Raw genomic sequence first — 17361 nt, forward strand, 5'->3', positions numbered from 1 at the left:
CCGCGCCCTGGGGCGCGGGTGGGGATGCTGACGGGGGCGCCCGTCAGGTGTGGTGAAGCGCGGTGCTCGTGTCCGCGATGCCGAGGGTGTCGGCGCCGTGCACGGGGACACCGCCGACCAGGGTCGCCAGGACCCGGATCGAGCCGATGCCCTGCTCCGCGGTGTCCACCGGGTCGCGGTCCAGGACCACGATGTCGGCGAGCTTGCCCGGTGTGAGGCTGCCGCGCCGGTGTTCGTCATGGCCGACCCATGCGGTGTCGATGGTGTAGGCCCGCAGGGCCTGTTCGGCTGTGACGCGTTCGCCGGGGGCGAGGACGGCGCCCCCGGAGCTGGTGCGCTCGACCATCGACTCCATGCCCTGGAGCGGTGCCCCGGGCGCGACCGGGCGGTCGGAACTGCCCGGGACGCGGATGCCGTGGTCGAGGAAGGAACGGTGTCGGTAGAGCCACGGGACCCGGTCCGGGCCCAGGGAGGCGGCCATGGCGTCGCCGACGGTGTACAGGAAACGGGGCTGGGGGACCGGGACGGCCCCGAGCGCGGCGATGCGGGGAAGCTGATCGGGCCGCACGACCCCGGCGTGTTCGATGCGGTGGCGCATGTCGGGCCGGGGGTGGGCGCGCTGGGCCTCTTCGATGGCGTCCAGGGCCAGGTCGATCGCGTCGTCGCCGATGGCGTGGGCCGCCACGCGCCACCCGGCGCGGTGGGCGGCCACGACCAGGGCGCGCATCTGCTCGGGCGGGTTCTGGTAGACGCCGTGCCCGTGTCCGCAGAGGGGTTCGGTGACGGCGGCGGTCCGGCCGATGAGGGAGCCGTCCAGCCAGATCTTCATCGGGCCCAGACGCAGGCGGTCGTCGCCGAAGCCGGACCGCAGCCCCAGGTCGATGCCGGTGGTGATGCCGTCGTCGGCGTGGGCGTCCAGGGGGTGCATGTTGTCGGCGGCCACCATGAGCTCCACACGGGGCAGGAGCTCTCCCCGGTCGCGGGCGAGCTGGTAGGCGGCGACCTCCACGGGGGAGCGGCCGACCAGGCCGTGACCGATGCCGGCCTCGACCACATGGGTGAGCCCCTCGGAGGCGTAGACGCGCGAGGCGCGGCCCAGGGCGTCGGCGAGCTCGGCGACGGGGTAGGGCATGACCAGGGCGGTGACCAGCTCTTGGGCGCGTTCCTGGAGCAGGCCGGTGGCGTCCCCGTGGCTGTCGCGGACGATGACCCCGCCCTCGGGGTCGGGGGCGTTCTCTGCGCCGGAGAGACGGAGGACGGCGCCGCTGACGGCGCACATGTGTCCGGAACGGTGCTTGAGCCAGACGGGGCGGCCGCCGCCCGCCCGGTCGAGGCCGTTCCGGTCGGGGTGGGCCCCCATGACCGTGTCGTCGTAGCCGGAGCCGACGATCCAGGCGTCCTCGGGAAGGGTGCGGGCCTTGGCGGCGACCGCGTCGTAGATCCCCTCCAGGGTGGTGACGTCCTCCAAGGGCAGCTCGGAGAGGGACTGACCGAACCAGGCCATGTGGTTGTGCGCGTCCCCGAAGCCGGGGACGACCGCGGCGCCCTGGCAGTCGACCACGGTGCGCGCGGGCAGGTCGGCGACGTCGTCGTCGAAGCCGAGGATCCGGCCTCCGACGATGCCCACGGTGGTGGCGTGGGGGCGGTCGTCGTCGAGGGTGCGTACGCGCGCACGGGTCAGTTTGAGGTCGAGCATGCGGCAGGGCTCCTGGGCGGGTGTGTCTTTCCGTACCTTTCCAGGTTGCAGCCGGTGTGAGCCCCGACTCAATGACGATTTAACGCGAGTTGACGCCTTTGAGGTGGGCAGATGCACAACCGGTGTCCACAGGGCGAAGGGGACGGGGGTGCGGAACCCGGGCCGGGGTGGGATCGTGGGAACCCGTGTCAGGGGGTCGAGGAGAGCCCCTGACCGGGTCCGAACGAGGGGAGACGTCTTGTCCGACGGTTCGAGCACACCCATCGACATCGAGCACTGGCGCGAGCGGTTGGCCGTTCTCGCGGGACGGCACGGGGTTCCCGGGGCCCAGCTGGGGATCGTGCGGACCCCCGGTCCGGATCGGCCGGCCGCGAGGGCGGAGGCGGCCCATGGGGTGCTCGACGTCGCGACCGGTCACGCGGTCGACACCGGATCGGTGTTCCAGATCGGTTCGATCACCAAGGTCTGGACCGCCACGGTGGTCATGGGTCTGGTGGAGGAGGGGCTGCTGTCGCTCGACACCTCCGTCGCCGAGGCGGTCCCCGAGGCCTTCCCCGAAGACCCCGGGCGCGCCGCCCCGATCACCGTGGGAAGACTGCTCGACCACACGAGCGGGATCGACGGCGACCTGTTCACCGACACGGGAAGGGGCGACGACGCCCTGGAACGGTACGTGGGCACGCTGGCCGAGGCGGCCACGATCCACCCGCCGGGGGTCGGGTTCTCCTACTGCAACTCGGGGTTCGTCCTGCTGGGACGGATCATCGAGAAGGCGACCGGGCTGACCTGGGACGAGGCGATGCGGGAGCGGCTGTTCGCCCCTCTGGGGCTGACTCGCGCGGGCACCCTTCCCGAGGAGGCGATCCCGCACGGGGCGGCCATGGGGCACGTGCGCGGGTACCCCGACCCGGAGCGCGCTCCGGTGTGGGGGCTGCCCCGGTCCATGGGGCCGGCGGGCGGCGTCACCGCCAACGCCGGAGACCTCCTGCGTTTCGCCGAGGCGCACCTGCGCGGGGGCCGTACCGACTCCGGGGAGCGGATCCTGTCGGAGGAGACGGTCGAGATGATGACCCGGTCGCGGGTGACGCTGCCCGACCCCTACACCCTGGGGGACTCCTGGGGGCTGGGCTGGATCCGCTACGGGTGGGACGGGCGGCGTCTGGTGGGGCACGACGGCAACACCATCGGCCAGTCGGCCTTCCTGCGGCTGTTGCCCGACGCCGGGATCGCGGTGGCCCTGCTGACCAACGGCGGTCGGGCCAGGGACCTGTACCAGGAGCTGTACGGAGAGGTGTTCGAGAGGGTGGCCGGGACGCGGGTTCCGGCGCCGCCCGCCCCCGACCACGATCCCGAGGACCTGAGCGAAGAGGATCGCGCCTCCGTCTCCGAGGTGTACGAGAACACCTCCCAGCGTCTGGAGGTCCTGGGGCGCGACGGCGCTCGACGGGGACTGCGCGTGATCGACCTGGGAGCGTTGGGCGGGGTGGACCCCGACCCGGTCGAGGAACACCCGCTGGCCCCGATCGACGACGGGCTCTACGTGTTCCGGGCGAAGGACCGGCGGACCTGGACCCCGGTCACCTTCCACACCCTGGCCACGGGGGAGCGCCACCTCCACCTCGGCGGGCGCGCGGTGCCCGAGGTCGACGGGGAGGGCACGGATCAGATCAGCAGCACCGCGACCAGAACGACGCCCAGCAGAGCCACGTAGGCCACCGCATGGGCCCGGTCGGGGATACGCCTCAGGTGGCGTCGGGTCAGGGCGATGGTGGGCAGGGAACCGGCCAACAGCAGCGCCCCGGTCACCAGGTCGACCGAGCCCAGATGGCCCTGACCGGCCCCGGCCCCGGCGGTGCCCCACAGGGCGTAGACCAGGGTCCCCACCAGGGCCACCGGCACGGTGAGCGGGTTGGCGGCCGCCGTGGCCTCGGCCATGGACAGGCCGCGGCGTCGGAGCAGGGGGACGGTCATGACGCTGCCGCCCACGCCCAGGAAACCGGTGACCGCGCCGATCCCGACCCCGATCACCCGGGTCGGTCCCCGTCTCAAGGGGGTGGGGTCCACGTCCGCGGAACGGGTGAGGAACCCCTTGCGGAGCAGGCTGTCGACGATGGTGGCGGCCAGGTAGACGACGAACAGTACGTGCTGGACGGCGCCGCCGACCACGGTGGCGATCAGGGCGCCCCCGGCCGTGCCCAGACCGATGTAGGCGCCCAAGGGCCACAGGAGGTCGCGGCGCAGCCGACCGGCCCGGTACTGGGCCAGGGTGGCGCTCAGGGAGTTGACCACCATCACGGCGGTGGAGGTGGCCACGGCCACGGCCATGGCGTCCACACCGGGTTCGGCGCGGGCCAGGGTGAAGGCGTAGACGACCGGCACGGTCACGAAACCGCCGCCGAAACCGAACAAGATCGTGGTGACGCCGGTCAGACAGCCCAGGGCCAGGAGCGTCAGGGTCGAGGAGAGCACCCGCACCACGCTAGGAGCGCCAGGGCCGGCGCGCATTCGGGTGGACGACAGGAACGATCGCGCAGCGGACATCTCGGGTAGCGTCGTTGCCCGTGCGCAACATCCACGTCGACGAGGTGGACGACATCGACCGGCCGGTCCTGGCGATCGGCACCGACTACCCGCCCGGTTTCGTGCTGGCCCGCCACCGACACCGGCGGGCCCAGTTCCTGTACGGGGTCACCGGCGTGATGCGGGTGGTCGCCGAGGACGGCGCGTGGACGGTCCCTCCGCAGCGCGCGGTGCTGATCCCGGCGGGGGTGGACCACCAGGTCACGATGGAGGGTGTGAGCACCCGCAGCCTGTACCTCGAACCGGCCGCGGTCCCCTGGTTCCCCGAACACTGCCGGGTGGTGGAGGTCTCGCCGCTGCTGCGGGCCCTGGTCTCGGCCGCGGTCGACGTCGATCCGCGCCACGAACGGCACGGCAGGGACGCGACCCTCATGGAGCTGGTCCTGCACGAGCTGAGGGGGTTGGTGCCCCTGCCGCTGGATCTGCCGTTGCCGCGCCACGAGGGGTTGCGCGCGCTGTGCGAGGAGTTCCTGGAGGCGCCCGACGTGCACGATCCGCTCGCGCGGTGGGCGCGGGCGCTCCACGTCGGCGAGCGCACGGTGAACCGTCTCTTCCGGGCCGAGGTCGGGATGGGGTTCGCGCAGTGGCGGCGTCGGGCCTGCGTTCTGCGTTCCCTGCCGCCCCTGGCCCGAGGGGAGAGGGTCACCCGCGTGGCGGCCGATCTGGGGTACGACAGTCCCGCCGCCTTCTCGGCGGCCTTCTCCCGGATGATGGGCACCTCGCCCAGGGGGTATCGCGCCGCGGCCTCGGGAGCGGGGTGAGGCCGTCCGTTCCCGCGCCCATGGCCGGGGCGGCGCGGGAACGGACGACGGGGCCGGTCAGTCGCGGGGGCGTCGGTCGATGACGCGGCGGAACTTGCCGACGGAGCGTTCGATCCGTTCGGGGTCGACGACCTCCACGGTCACGCTGACCCCGACCCGGTCCTTGACGGTCGCGGTGATCTCCCGGCACAGGGCCACGCGCCGGTCGGCCGTGCAGTCCGGGGCGGCCTCCACGCGTACCTCCATCCGGTCCAGACGGCCCTCCTTGGTCAGGACCAGTTGGAAGTGGGGGGCGAGCCCGTCCAGGCCGAGCACGATCTCCTCGATCTGGGTGGGGAAGACGTTCACGCCGCGCAGGATGATCATGTCGTCGCTGCGGCCGGTGACCTTGTCCATGCGGCGCATGGGGCGGGCGGTGCCCGGACGCAGGGTGGTCAGATCACGGGTGCGGTAGCGGATGACCGGCATGGCCTGCTTGGTCAGGGAGGTGAAGACCAGCTCGCCGTTCTCGCCGTCCGGCAGCGTCTCCCGGGTGATCGGGTCCAGCACCTCGGGATAGAAGTGGTCCTCCCAGATGTGCAGTCCGTCCTTGGTCTCCACGCACTCGTTGGCCACGCCGGGGCCCATGACCTCGGACAACCCGTAGATGTCCACGGCGTTGATGTCGAAGCGCTCCTCGATCTCCAGACGCATCCGCTCGGTCCACGGTTCGGCGCCGAAGATCCCGATTCTCAGGGAGGTGCTCCGCGGGTCGATGCCCTGGCGTTCGAACTCGTCCAGCAGCGTCAGCATGTAGCTGGGCGTGACCATGATGATCTCGGGACGGAAGTCCTGGATGAGCTGCACCTGCTTGGCGGTCTGGCCGCCGGAGGCGGGGATGACCGTGCAGCCGAGCCGCTCCGCGCCGTAGTGGGCGCCCAGGCCTCCGGTGAACAGGCCGTAACCGTAGGAGACGTGGACCTTGTCCCCGGGCCGGCCGCCCGCGGCGCGGATGGAACGGGCGACGACGTCGGCCCAGACGTCGATGTCCTCCTTGGTGTAGCCGACCACGGTGGGCTTGCCGGTGGTGCCGCTGGAGGCGTGGATCCGGCTGACCCGTTCCTGGGGGACGGCGAACATCCCGAAGGGGTAGTTGTCCCGCAGATCGTCCTTGGTGGTGTGGGGGAAGAGGGCCAGGTCCTCCAGCGTCCGGAGGTCCTCGGGGCGGACACCCGCCTCGTCGAACCTGCGCCGGTACAGGGGCACGTTGGTGTAGGCGTGCTCCAACGTCCGACGCAGACGGTCGAACTGGAGGGCGCGGAGTTCGTCGACGCTCATGCGTTCGGCCGGGTCCAGGGTCCCGGGCTCGGGCGTCGGCCCCAGACGCCTCCGGAGTTCGGTACCGGCCGAATGAGTGGTGGTGTCCTGGCTTGCCATGGGCCTCTCCGGGTACGGTGCGCGGTGTGTCGCCGGGCCGGGCGCGGGGGCGGGTCTTCGGCGTCGTCGCGCGATGGCGGATCGTGGTCGGCCTTCGAGAGGGAGGGTCGACTTGCTTACTGACCGAACGTTCGGTTACTAATGCATTTACTCAGTCTCCGACCCGCGGTGTCAAGGAGAAGTGTCGATGAGTTCACACCCCGCGGTGGCCCACGCCACCGCCCTCGAAACAGGAGGCCGTACGTGAGCGACGTCTACGTGGTCGACGGGGTCCGCACCCCTCAGGGCCGTTACGGGGGCGCCCTGGCGTCCGTCCGCCCCGACGATCTCGCCGCCCGGGTCGTCTCCGAGGTGGTCCGCCGGACCGGCGTGCCGGGCGAGGCCGTCGACGAGGTGATCCTCGGCGCCGCCAACCAGGCGGGGGAGGACAACCGCAACGTGGCGCGCATGGCGGCCCTGCTCGGTGGACTCGACCCCTCGGTGCCCGGCTACACCGTCAACCGTCTGTGCGCCAGCGGCCTGACCGCCGTCGCCTCCGCCGCCCAGGCCGTCCGCGCCGGTGACGCCGACATCGTGGTCGCCGGCGGTGTGGAGTCGATGACCCGGGCCCCCTGGGTCATGGCTAAGCCCGGAACCCCCTGGGCCAAGCCCGGCGAGGTCGCCGACACCTCCCTGGGCTGGCGTTTCACCAACCCCCGCTTCGCCGAGGCCGACGCCCGCATTCCGGACGACGCCTCCCCCGAGGACCTGCGCTACACCCTGTCGATGGGGGAGACGGCGGAGGAGGTCGCGACCCTTGAGGGGCTGACCCGCGAGGAGTGCGACGCCTTCGCCCTGCGCAGCCACGAAAGGGCCCTGGCCGCCGCCGCGGCCGGTCGCTTCGACGGCGAGATCGTCCCGGTCACCGTGCACGGACGCAAGGGCGCCACCCACGAGGTCACCGCCGACGAGGGGCCGCGAGCCGGCTCCACCATGGAGGGGCTGGCCCGCCTGCGGCCGGTCTTCCGCCAGGGCGGGATCGTCACCGCGGGCAACTCCTCCTCGCTCTCCGACGGAGCCTCGGCCCTGCTGTTGGCCGGCGCCGAGGCCGTACGCCGGTACGGTCTCACCCCTCGGGCACGGGTGGTCGCCTCGGCCTCGGCCGGGGTCGCCCCCCAGATCATGGGGCTGGGCCCGGTCCCCGCCGTCGAGAAGGTCCTGGACCGCTCCGGTTGGACGTTGGACGAGATCGGCGCGGTGGAGCTCAACGAGGCCTTCGCCGCCCAGTCCCTGGGGGTGATGCGTCGCCTGGGGCTGAAGGAGGAGCGGGTCAACGCCGACGGCGGCGCCATCGCCCTGGGCCACCCGCTGGGGTCCTCGGGCTCCCGTGTCCTGGTCACCCTGATCAACCGCATGGAGCGCGAGGACGCCCGTCGTGGTCTGGCCACCCTGTGCGTGGGCGTGGGCCAGGGCGTGGCGCTGACGGTGGAGCGCGTGTGAACGGCGCTAGGGAGAACGGAGCCGGCGTGGACGAGGACTTCGAGACCCTCCGGGTCGAGCGGCGCGAGGACCGGACGGTGGTCGAGCTGTACCGCCCCGAGGCCCGCAACGCCATCAACGCGCGGATGATCGCCGAGCTGCACCGGGTGTGCGCCGAACTGGAGGAGGCCCCCCGGCCGCTGTTGCTGACCGGGCACGGAACGGTCTTCGCAGGGGGAGCCGACATCGCGGAACTGCGCGAACGCGGCCGTGACGAGGCCCTGGCCGGGATCAACAGCCGCCTGTTCGAACGCCTGCACCGTCTGCGCGCGCCCACGGTGGCCGCGATCGACGGGTGGGCGCTGGGCGGCGGGGCCGAGCTCTCCTACGCCTGCGACATCCGGATCGCCACCCCCGAGGCGGTCTTCGCCCAGCCCGAGCCGGGGCTGGGGATCATCGCGGGGGCCGGCGCCTGCTGGCGGCTCAAGGAGTTGGTGGGCGTCTCGGTGGCCAAACAGGTGCTGTTGGGCGGCATGCGTTTGGACGCCGAGGCCGCGCTGCGTCATGGCCTGGTCGCCCGGATCGTGCCCTCGGAGGAACTGCGCGAGAGCGCCCACGCCCTGTTGGACCGGATGGCCGCCTCCTCCGCGACGGCCCTGCGGATGACCAAGATGGTCCTGGACGCCGACGGTCCCCACCCGTTGGCCGACGACCTGACACAGGCGGTGCTCTTCGAGAGCGCCGACAAGCACGAGCGGATGACCCGTTTCCTGGAGAGGAAGAAGCGTTGACCTCCGAGATCTCCCCTCAGGGCGTGCCCGAGGTCGTGGCCGTCGTCGGCGGCGGCACGATGGGCGCCGGTATCGTCCAGCAGTTCCTCACCACCGGTTCCCGGGTGGTGTTGGCCGAGGTCACCGCCGAGGCGGCCGAGGCCGGACGCGGACGTGTCGTGGCCGGGTTGGAACGGGCGCGTGAGCGCGGCAGGATCGACGCCGAACCCGCCTCCTACCTGGCCCGGCTGGACACCGTCACCGATGTGGCCGACCTGCCCTCCGACGTCGGACTCGTCGTCGAGGCCGTTCCCGAGCGGCCCGACCTCAAGATCGCGGTGCTGGTCGCGGCCGAGGCGGCCGTGGGGCCGGACACCGTCCTGGCCTCCAACACCAGCTCGCTGTCGGTCACCGACCTGGCCGCCGCGCTGAGCCGACCCGGCCGCTTCCTGGGCACCCACTTCTTCAACCCGGTCCCGGCCTCCCGGCTGGTGGAGCTGGTCACCGCGCCCGAGACCGATCCGGAGGTCCTGGAGACGGTGCGCGGTTGGGTGACGGCCCTGGGCAAGACCGAGATCGTGGTGCGCGACTCCCCGGGCTTCGCCACCAGCCGGCTGGGCGTCATGCTGGGCCTGGAGGCCATCCGCATGGTGGAGGAGGGGGTCGCCTCCCCCGCCGACATCGACACCGCCATGGAGTTGGGCTACCGCCACCCGATGGGGCCGCTCAAGCTCACCGACCTGGTCGGACTCGACGTACGCCTGGCCATCGCCGAGCATCTGGCCGCCGAACTGGGGGACCGGTTCTCGCCGCCGGACCTCCTGCGTCGTAAGGTCGCCGAGGGCAGGCTCGGCCGCAAGAGCGGCGAGGGCTTTCATACCTGGGACAAGGGAGACAAGGCGTGAGTGACGCGCAGGCGGTGGAGTTCACCGAGGCCGACGGGGTGGCCACGATCCGGCTGAACCGGCCGGCTCTGACCCGGCGGGTCAAGGAGGAGTTGCTGGTCGCGGTGCGAAGCGCCGCGGAGTCCACCACCGCGCGGGCGGTGCTGTTCCTGGGGTCGGACAAGGCGTTCTGCGTGGGCCAGGACCTGGTCGAGCACGCCCGGATCCTGGAGGAGACCCCCGAACAGGCGCTGTCCACGGTGCGCGAGCACTACAACCCGGTCGTGCTGGGTCTGGAGAGCGTCCAGGTCCCGGTCGTGGTCGGGATCGGCGGGGCCTGCGTGGGCGCCGGGCTGGGGCTGGCCCTGGCCGGTGACGTCCGGGTGGCCGCGCGCAGGGCCAAGCTGGGGACCGCCTTCACCGGGATCGGCCTGGCCTCGGACTCGGGGCTGGCGCTGCGTCTGGTGCGCGCGCTCGGTCAGGCGCGCGCCATGGAGCTGATGCTGCTGGGCACCATGCTCACGGCGGACCGCGCCTTGGAGCTGGGTCTGGTCACCGAGGTGGTGGACGACGCGGACTGGGAGACACGCGCCCGTGAGGTCGCGGTCGGTCTGGCCTCGGGCCCCACGGCGGCGTTCGTCGCGGCCAAGCACGAGGTGCGGGCGGCGGCCGAGGGCCAGAGCGACCTGCCCGAGCTCCTGGAGGAGGAGGCCGACCTCCAGAACCGGCTCGGCGTCACCGAGGACCACGTCGGCGCGGTGCGCTCCTTCCTGAACAAGGAGAAGCCGACCTTCACCGGCCGGTAGGAACACGCGGTGCGCGCCGCACGGACGGCGCGCACCGCCTCCGCCCGAGGAGGTCCTCACCGGGGGTGACGGGTGAAACCGCCGGGGAAGGGGCTTGCGTCGGGCGGGCGGATCCGGAGATACTAATTACTGACCGAACGTTCGGTTATGAATGGGGAATGATCAATGTCGACCACGGCCCAGGAGGCGCCACCCGGCGCCGACGAGGCTCTCCAAGCGCACTTCGACGCCAGGATCGCGGCCAACCAGCGGATCGAACCGCGTGACTGGATGCCCGAGGCCTACCGCAGGACCCTCGTTCGCCAGGTCTCCCAGCACGCCCACTCCGAGATCATCGGCATGCAGCCCGAAGGGGACTGGATCGCGTCCGCGCCCAGCCTGCGGCGCAAGGCGATCCTGCTGGCCAAGGTGCAGGACGAGGCCGGACACGGCCTGTACCTGTACGCGGCGGCCGAGACCCTCGGCGTGGACCGCGCCGACCTCACCGAGAGGCTGATCGAGGGACGCCAGAAGTACTCCTCGATCTTCAACTACCCCTCGCTCGGCTACGCCGACGTCGGCGTGATCGGCTGGCTGGTCGACGGCGCCGCGATCTGCAACCAGGTCCCGCTCTGCCGCACCTCCTACGGCCCCTACGCCCGCGCCATGGTGCGCATCTGCAAGGAGGAGTCCTTCCACCAGCGGCAGGGCTACGAGCTGCTCATGCGCATGATGGAGGGCACCGAGGGGCAGCGGGCCATGGTCCAGGACGCCGTCGACCGCTGGTGGTGGCCGTCCCTGATGATGTTCGGCCCGCCCGACGCCGACTCGCCCAACACCCGACGCTCCATGGACTGGGGCATCAAGATCGACACCAACGACGAGCTCCGGCAGAAGTTCGTCGACATGACCGTCCCCCAGGCGGAGAAGCTGGGCGTCACCCTGCCCGACCCCGAACTGTCCTGGAACGACGAACGCGGACACTACGACTTCGGCACCCCCGACTGGGACGAGCTCAAGCGGGTCATCTCCGGAGACGGTCCCAAGAACGCCGAACGCGTCGCGCGCCGCCGGGCCGCCCACGAGAAGGGCGCCTGGGTACGCGAGGCCGCCACCGCCTACGCGGCCAAACGACGTAACACCGAGGAGGTCACGGTATGAGCGATCGGACCACGGGCCCGGCCCGCCCCGAATGGCCCCTCTACGAGGTCTTCGTGCGCGGCAAGCGCGGCCTGAACCACGTGCACGTGGGCTCCCTGCACGCCCCGGACGACGAGATGGCCCTGCACAACGCCCGCAACCTCTACACCCGTCGCAACGAGGGCGTGAGCATCTGGGTCGTGCCGGCCGACGCCGTCACCGCCTCCAGCCCGGACGAGAAGGACCCCTACTTCGAGCCCAGCGGCGACAAGGTCTACCGGCACCCGACCTTCTATCCCATCCCCGAGGACGTCCCGCACATCTAGCGGTAAGGCTGCAAAGGAAGCACATGAGCGGCGACAACATCTTCACCGGCCTGGTCGAGGAGCACGACGGCGACGCCCGCTGGGCCTTCGGCACCGGCTTCACCGAGGCGCTCGCGGGTGTGGACACCACCCTGCCCGAGGGCGTGGACGGCCCGGCCCTGGCGGAGTACTGCCAGATGCTCGGCGACGACGCCCTCGTCCAGGCGCAACGGCTCGTCCACTGGGTGACCGACGCCCCCGAACTGGAGGAGGAGGTGGCCCTGGCCAACATCGCCCTCGACCTGTTGGGCCAGGCCCGCCTGCTGCTGGCCCGCGCCGGTCAGGCCGACGGCACCGGACGGGACGAGGACGCCTTCGCCTACCGTCGGGACGCCTCGGAGTTCCGCAACGTGCGCCTGACCGAGGCCCCGCGCGGCGACTTCGCCCGCTGTATCGTCACGCTTCTCGTGCTCTCCTCCTGGCGTCTGGCCCTGTTCACCCGACTGGCGCACAGCGTGGACCCGGTTCTGGCCGCCATCGCCGCCAAGGGCGTCAACGAACTGGCCTACCACCGCGAGTACGCCGTCTCCTGGGCGCTGCGCCTGGGCGACGGCACCCCCTACTCCCACGAGCGCATGCGCGCGGCGGTCGCCGACGTGTGGCCGCTGACCGGCGAGCTCTTCGCCGCTCACCCGGTGGAGACCTCCCTGGCCGGACTCGGGGCGGGCGTGGACCCGGCCTCGGTCCGTGAGGAGGTCCGCGAGGTGCTCGACCAGGTCCTGACCGCCGCCACCCTGGACGCCCCCGGAGCCTTCCCCGACGGGGAGGTCTCCGGACGCGAGGGGCGGCACACCGACGAGCTGGCGCCCCTGGTGGAGGAACTCCAGCGGGTGGCGCGCGAACACCCGGAGGCGACATGGTGACCACCACGCCGAACGAGACGCGGCGACGGGCCTGGGAGGCGGCCGCCGCGGTCACCGACCCCGAACTGCCCATGCTCACCCTCGCCGACCTGGGCATCCTGCGCGAGGTCGAGGTCTCGGAGGAGGGCACCGTGGCGGTGTGGATCACCCCCACCTACTCGGGCTGTCCCGCGTTGGCCGAGATGCGCGTGGACGTGGACCGCGCCCTGCGCGCGGCCGGGTTCGACGACGTCGAGGTGCGCACCGCCCTCTCGCCCGCCTGGACCACCGACTGGATCACCGAGGAGGGTCGGCGCAAGCTCACCGAACACGGGATCTCGGCGCCCGGCCGCGCCCCCGCCCGCCCTTCCGGGCCGGTGCCCCTGACCCTGCTGCCCACCCGGACCGTGCCGCGCTGCCCGCGCTGCGGAACGGCCGACACCGAGGAACTGTCCCGCTTCGGTTCGACCTCCTGCAAGTCGCTGCACCGCTGCCGGTCCTGCCTCGAACCGTTCGAGCACGTCAAGGAGATCTGACCGTGACCACACCCGTCACCGAGACCGCCCCCGCCGCCGCGCGCGGCCGGGCCGCGTTCCACCGGCTGCGCGTGGCCTCCGTCGAGCGCCTGTGCGAGGACGCCGTCGCGGTCGCCTTCGACGTCCCCGATCACCTGGCCGAGGTGTTCGACTTCGCGCCGGGACAGTCCCTGACCCTGCGCCGCGAGGTCGACGGGGTGGAGGAGCGCCGCAGCTACTCCATCTGCGCCCCGGTCGGAGAGGCGCCCCGCGTCGGGGTCCGCCTGGTCGCCGACGGCCTCTTCTCCACCTGGCTGGTCCGCGAGGTCCGCCCCGGCGACGAGATCGAGGTGGGCGTGCCCACCGGCCGCTTCAGCCCCGACCTGACCGTGGCCGCGCGCCACGTGCTGGTGGCCGCCGGCTCCGGCATCACTCCGATGCTGTCCATGGCCGCCTCGCTGCTGCGCCGAACCGAATCCCACGTCACCCTGCTCTACGGCAACCGCCGCAGCGACACCGTGATGTTCGCCGACGAGCTGGCCGATCTCAAGGACGTCTTCGGGCCGCGCCTGGAGCTGGTCCACGTCCTGTCCCGGGAGCCGCGCGAGTCCGAACTGCTCACCGGACGGTTGGACGCCGAGAAGCTGGCGGCTCTGCTGTCCACCATCGTGGCCCCCGACGCGGTCGACCACTGGTGGCTGTGCGGCCCCTATGGAATGGTCACCGACGCGCGGAGGGTCCTGGCCGAACACGGGGTGGACGGCGCACGGGTCCACCAGGAGCTGTTCTTCGTGGAGGGCGCCGAGCCGCCGCCCCAGGCCCGGCACGAGGACCCCGAGGTCGAGGGCCCCTCCAGCGAGGTCACCGTCGTCCTGGACGGCCGCACCACCACCCTGACCCTGCCCCGGGGGGTGCCGGTCCTGGACGCCGCCCAGCGTTACCGCCCCGACCTGCCCTTCGCCTGCAAGGGCGGCGTCTGCGGTACCTGTCGGGTGAAGGTGTGCGACGGCGAGGTCGCGATGCGCCGCAACTACGCGCTCACCCCCGCCGAGGTCGAGGCCGGGTACGCGTTGGCCTGCCAGTCCCTGCCCGAGACCGACACCCTGACCGTGGACTTCGACTCATGAGCGACGAACGGGCGCCCGAGGCGCGCAACGAGACCGCCTGGCGGATGTTCGAGGCCGACAAGGCCTCCCGGAACCTGGGCATGCGGCTGCTCGAGGCCGGAGAGGGCACCGCCGTCGTGGAGATGACCGTGGGGCCGCTCATGGTCAACGGCCACGCCATCGCCCACGGAGGGTTCGTGTTCACCCTCGCCGACACCGCCTTCGCCTGCGCCTGCAACGTGGAGGGCGGCGGGGTGACCGTCGCGGCGGGGGGCGACATCACCTTCGTGACCTCCGCCCGCGAGGGCGACGTCCTGGTGGCCACCGCCGTGGAACGGGTCGTGTACGGCCGCAGCGGCGTCTACGACGTCACCGTCAGGAGGGGCGAGGAGGTCGTCGCCGAGTTCCGGGGACGCAGCCGTACCCTCTCCCGATGAGGCGGAGGTGAGAGGGGCCGGGGCGGCATGCCCCGGCCCCTCGTTCCGTCGAACGCGGCGTCGCCGTACTCAGCCCACGCGGGTGGGCTCCTCGGCCGGGGCGCCGTCCGACGTGGGGGAGCGGTCGATGAGACCGGCCGTCACCGCGATCCCCAGACCGACCACGGCCAGGACCGCGCCGATCGCGGCGGGGGAGGCGTAGCCCAGCCCCATCGCGATGCCCACGCCGCCCACCCAGGCGCCTCCGGCGTTGGCCAGGTTGAAGGCCGAGTGGTTGGAGGCCGAGGCCAGACTCGGCGCCGCGCCCGCACGGCTCATCACCAGCACCTGGAGCGGGGCCGTCACGCCGAACCCGACGGCGCCCAGCACCACCACGCCGATCGCCGCCGTCCAGGGGTTGTGCACGGCGAGGGTGAACAGGGCCAGCACGGCGGCCAGGGCCGCCAACGAACCGTAGATGGTGGGTCGCAGCCACCGGTCGGCCAACGGGCCCACCACGAGCGACCCCAGGGTCATCCCCACCCCGAACAGCGCCAGCACCACGGGTACGGCGGTGGTGGGCATGCCCGCCAGTTCGGTCATCATCGGCGAGATGTAGCTGTAGACGGCGAAGACCCCCGCGAACCCGAACACCGCGGTGAGCAGGCCCAGCACGACCTGGGAGCGGGCCAGGGCGGAGAACTCCCCGCGCAGCCCGCCGCTGGTGGCGATCGATACGTGCGGTACCCAACGGGCCACGCCGAGCAGGGTCAGCGCCGCGATCCCGGCCACCACCAGGAACGCGGTGCGCCAACCGGTGAGCTGGCCCAGCAGGGTTCCGGCGGGCACCCCCACGATGTTGGCGATGGTCAGGCCCAACATCACCCGCGCCACGGCGGTGGCCCGGCGGGCGGGGCCGGCCAGATGGGCGGCGACCAGGGCGGCCACCCCGAGGTAGGCGCCGTGCGGCAACCCGGCCAGGAAGCGGGAGGCCAGGACGAGGGTGTGCGAGGGGGCGATCACGGTGAGCAGGTTGCCCAGCAGGAAGACGCCCATGAACAACAGCAGGGCGGTCTTGCGGGGCAGCCGTGTGCTCAGCGCGGTGAGCAGGGGAGCGCCCACCACCACGCCCAGGGCGTAGGCGGAGATCAGATGCCCCGCGGTGGGGATGGGGATCCCGAGGTCGGCGGCGACCTCGGGGAGCAGCCCCATGATCACGAATTCCGTGGTCCCGATGGCGAAGGCCCCGAGGGCCAGGGCGAGGAGGGCCAAGGGCATGGCGATTGCCCCTTTCCAGGAGGTGGACGGCGGCAGGAGAAGGCGAGGTGTGCTTCGAGGTGGTGGGGAGGTGTGAGCGGCACCGGAGGTCCGGTGGTGCCGAGAGGACCGTGCCGGCCGTCGTGTACGGGATCCGGGCAGGGTGATTTAGCACGTGCTAAATCAAGGATGACACCCGTGCCCGAGGTTTTCCAACGATCGGCCGCGTGATCTGGCTCGCGTCGCCCCCACCACCCCGCGCCGGCGGCACGGAAGGCCCCGCTCGACTCAGGTGCGCGGGGGAGCGGTGCTCTCCCGCACGGTGAGCGTGGTCGGTAGCAACACGTGAGTGCTCTCGATCCTTCCCCGCTCCAGACGCTCCGCGACCGCTTCGAGGGTCGCCTCGGCGATCCGCTCCACGTCCTGACGGACCGAGGTCAGACTCAGAAACGAGAGCCGGGCGGCGCGACTGTCGTCGTACCCCACCACGGAGACCTCGCCGGGCACGGAACGGCCCGCGCGGACCAGCGTCTCCAGAAGACCCCGCGCGGACTGGTCGTTGCAGCACACCACGGCCGTGGGCAGGACGTCCCGATCCAGGAACACGCGCGCGGCCCGGGCCCCGGCCTCCTCGGTGTAGGCGCCCGGGACCAGGTCCACGTACGCGTCCAGCCCGTGCTCGCGCATGCCCTCCAGATATCCGGCCCGGCGCTCGGGCGCGCTGGGCAGCCCGCCACCGTCCACGTGGGCGATGCTCCGGTGGCCCAAGGAGACCAGGTGGTCGACGGCCAGCCGGACCCCGGACACGGCGTCGGTGCGGACGCTGTCGGTTCCGGCCGAGTCGGTGCGCTGACCGATCTCCACCACCGGCACCCGACGCGCCACCTCGGCCAGATCCTCCGGGGCCTGGGCCGACATCCCGATCAGCACCAGCGCCTCGCAGCGCAACCCCACGAGCTCGTCGATCGCCTGACGTTCGGTGCGGTTGGCGAGCATCGCGCTCAGGGCCAGGCCGTAGCCGAGCCGCGCCGCCGCCGGATACAGGGCCTCGACCAGATCGGCGTCCATCGGATGCTCCATGGTGAAGAGCACCCCCACCTGACGACTACGGGCACGGCGCAGCAACTGGGCGGCGGTGTCGGCGCGGTAGCCGAGCTCCTCGGCGGCGCGCAGTACACGTTCGCGGGTGGCCGCGCTCGGACCGGGCCGGTCGCCCAGGACCAGGGAGACCAACTGGCGGGAGACCCCCAGGCGCGCCGCCACGTCGGCCATCGTCGGCCGCCCCCCGGACGCCCCACCGTCCCCGCCGTCGCTCGTCATCGTGGCCCCCTCTCACGCAGGCGCATCGTATCGTCGCGGACGCCCGCCCC

17 protein-coding genes are annotated in these 17361 nt (G+C 72.2%); 12 read left to right on the forward strand and 5 right to left on the reverse strand.

What is annotated here, in order from left to right:
- Nucleotides 1–43: 43 nt before the first annotated feature.
- Nucleotides 44–1696 carry an amidohydrolase gene (locus U9J66_RS00220; RefSeq protein ID WP_017535190.1) on the reverse strand — a complete coding sequence of 551 codons (1653 nt, stop codon included), beginning with the start codon at nt 1694–1696 and terminating at the stop codon, nt 44–46.
- A 238-nt stretch (nt 1697–1934) separates the two neighbouring features.
- Here U9J66_RS00220 and U9J66_RS00225 point away from each other — a divergent pair, with 238 nt between their 5' ends.
- Nucleotides 1935–3407: a serine hydrolase domain-containing protein gene (locus U9J66_RS00225; protein WP_326336617.1), complete on the forward strand. Its 1473-nt coding sequence runs from the start codon at nt 1935–1937 to the stop codon at nt 3405–3407.
- On the opposite strand, the gene U9J66_RS00230 is transcribed toward U9J66_RS00225, so the two are convergent.
- Nucleotides 3359–4165, reverse strand: coding sequence for a sulfite exporter TauE/SafE family protein (locus U9J66_RS00230; protein WP_326336618.1), 807 nt, complete (start codon nt 4163–4165; stop codon nt 3359–3361). The genes U9J66_RS00225 and U9J66_RS00230 overlap by 49 nt on opposite strands.
- Nucleotides 4166–4257: 92 nt before the next feature.
- Here U9J66_RS00230 and U9J66_RS00235 point away from each other — a divergent pair, with 92 nt between their 5' ends.
- On the forward strand, nt 4258–5037 hold the full coding sequence (locus U9J66_RS00235; RefSeq protein ID WP_042285652.1) for an AraC family transcriptional regulator: 780 nt from the start codon (nt 4258–4260) through the stop codon (nt 5035–5037).
- 57 nt (nt 5038–5094) lie between these two features.
- On the opposite strand, the gene paaK is transcribed toward U9J66_RS00235, so the two are convergent.
- The gene (paaK, locus tag U9J66_RS00240; protein ID WP_161112278.1) at nt 5095–6453 is read right to left on the reverse strand and encodes a phenylacetate--CoA ligase PaaK; all 1359 of its coding nucleotides are present in this window, start codon (nt 6451–6453) and stop codon (nt 5095–5097) included.
- A 243-nt stretch (nt 6454–6696) separates the two neighbouring features.
- Here paaK and U9J66_RS00245 point away from each other — a divergent pair, with 243 nt between their 5' ends.
- From U9J66_RS00245 to paaI, 10 genes are all read left to right on the forward strand, one after another.
- Nucleotides 6697–7932: a thiolase family protein gene (locus tag U9J66_RS00245; protein WP_326336619.1), complete on the forward strand. Its 1236-nt coding sequence runs from the start codon at nt 6697–6699 to the stop codon at nt 7930–7932.
- Between the two features lie 26 nt (nt 7933–7958).
- Nucleotides 7959–8702, forward strand: a complete 744-nt coding sequence (locus tag U9J66_RS00250; RefSeq protein ID WP_014912975.1) for an enoyl-CoA hydratase/isomerase family protein — start codon at nt 7959–7961, stop codon at nt 8700–8702.
- Nucleotides 8699–9586, forward strand: a complete 888-nt coding sequence (locus U9J66_RS00255; protein WP_017535195.1) for a 3-hydroxyacyl-CoA dehydrogenase family protein — start codon at nt 8699–8701, stop codon at nt 9584–9586. Before U9J66_RS00250 ends, U9J66_RS00255 begins: the two co-directional genes overlap by 4 nt.
- Nucleotides 9583–10371 carry an enoyl-CoA hydratase/isomerase family protein gene (locus U9J66_RS00260; protein ID WP_017535196.1) on the forward strand — a complete coding sequence of 263 codons (789 nt, stop codon included), beginning with the start codon at nt 9583–9585 and terminating at the stop codon, nt 10369–10371. Before U9J66_RS00255 ends, U9J66_RS00260 begins: the two co-directional genes overlap by 4 nt.
- A gap of 165 nt (nt 10372–10536) precedes the next feature.
- Nucleotides 10537–11511, forward strand: coding sequence for a 1,2-phenylacetyl-CoA epoxidase subunit PaaA (paaA, locus tag U9J66_RS00265; RefSeq protein ID WP_014913347.1), 975 nt, complete (start codon nt 10537–10539; stop codon nt 11509–11511).
- Entirely contained in the window at nt 11508–11816 is a 309-nt protein-coding gene (paaB, locus tag U9J66_RS00270; RefSeq protein WP_014909376.1) for a 1,2-phenylacetyl-CoA epoxidase subunit PaaB, read from the forward strand. Before paaA ends, paaB begins: the two co-directional genes overlap by 4 nt.
- Before the next feature lie 23 nt (nt 11817–11839).
- Nucleotides 11840–12718, forward strand: a complete 879-nt coding sequence (gene paaC, locus U9J66_RS00275) for a 1,2-phenylacetyl-CoA epoxidase subunit PaaC (RefSeq protein ID WP_042285649.1) — start codon at nt 11840–11842, stop codon at nt 12716–12718.
- Nucleotides 12712–13233, forward strand: coding sequence for a 1,2-phenylacetyl-CoA epoxidase subunit PaaD (gene paaD, locus U9J66_RS00280; RefSeq protein WP_161112276.1), 522 nt, complete (start codon nt 12712–12714; stop codon nt 13231–13233). Before paaC ends, paaD begins: the two co-directional genes overlap by 7 nt.
- Before the next feature lie 2 nt (nt 13234–13235).
- Nucleotides 13236–14339: a 1,2-phenylacetyl-CoA epoxidase subunit PaaE gene (paaE, locus tag U9J66_RS00285; protein ID WP_017535200.1), complete on the forward strand. Its 1104-nt coding sequence runs from the start codon at nt 13236–13238 to the stop codon at nt 14337–14339.
- Nucleotides 14336–14755, forward strand: coding sequence for a hydroxyphenylacetyl-CoA thioesterase PaaI (gene paaI, locus U9J66_RS00290; protein ID WP_042285643.1), 420 nt, complete (start codon nt 14336–14338; stop codon nt 14753–14755). The genes paaE and paaI overlap by 4 nt, the downstream gene beginning before the upstream one ends.
- A 69-nt stretch (nt 14756–14824) precedes the next feature.
- Here the strand turns inward: paaI and U9J66_RS00295 are convergent, their stop codons facing one another.
- Both U9J66_RS00295 and U9J66_RS00300 read right to left on the reverse strand, forming a co-directional pair.
- Nucleotides 14825–16012 (reverse strand): MFS transporter, encoded by a 1188-nt coding sequence (locus tag U9J66_RS00295; protein ID WP_017535202.1) that lies wholly within the window; start codon nt 16010–16012, stop codon nt 14825–14827.
- Between the two features lie 267 nt (nt 16013–16279).
- The gene (locus U9J66_RS00300; protein WP_042285637.1) at nt 16280–17311 is read right to left on the reverse strand and encodes a LacI family DNA-binding transcriptional regulator; all 1032 of its coding nucleotides are present in this window, start codon (nt 17309–17311) and stop codon (nt 16280–16282) included.
- Nucleotides 17312–17361: the final 50 nt, after the last annotated feature.

It is taken from the genome of Nocardiopsis sp. LDBS1602 (assembly GCF_035818715.1).
Lineage (GTDB): Bacteria > Actinomycetota > Actinomycetes > Streptosporangiales > Streptosporangiaceae > Nocardiopsis > Nocardiopsis alba.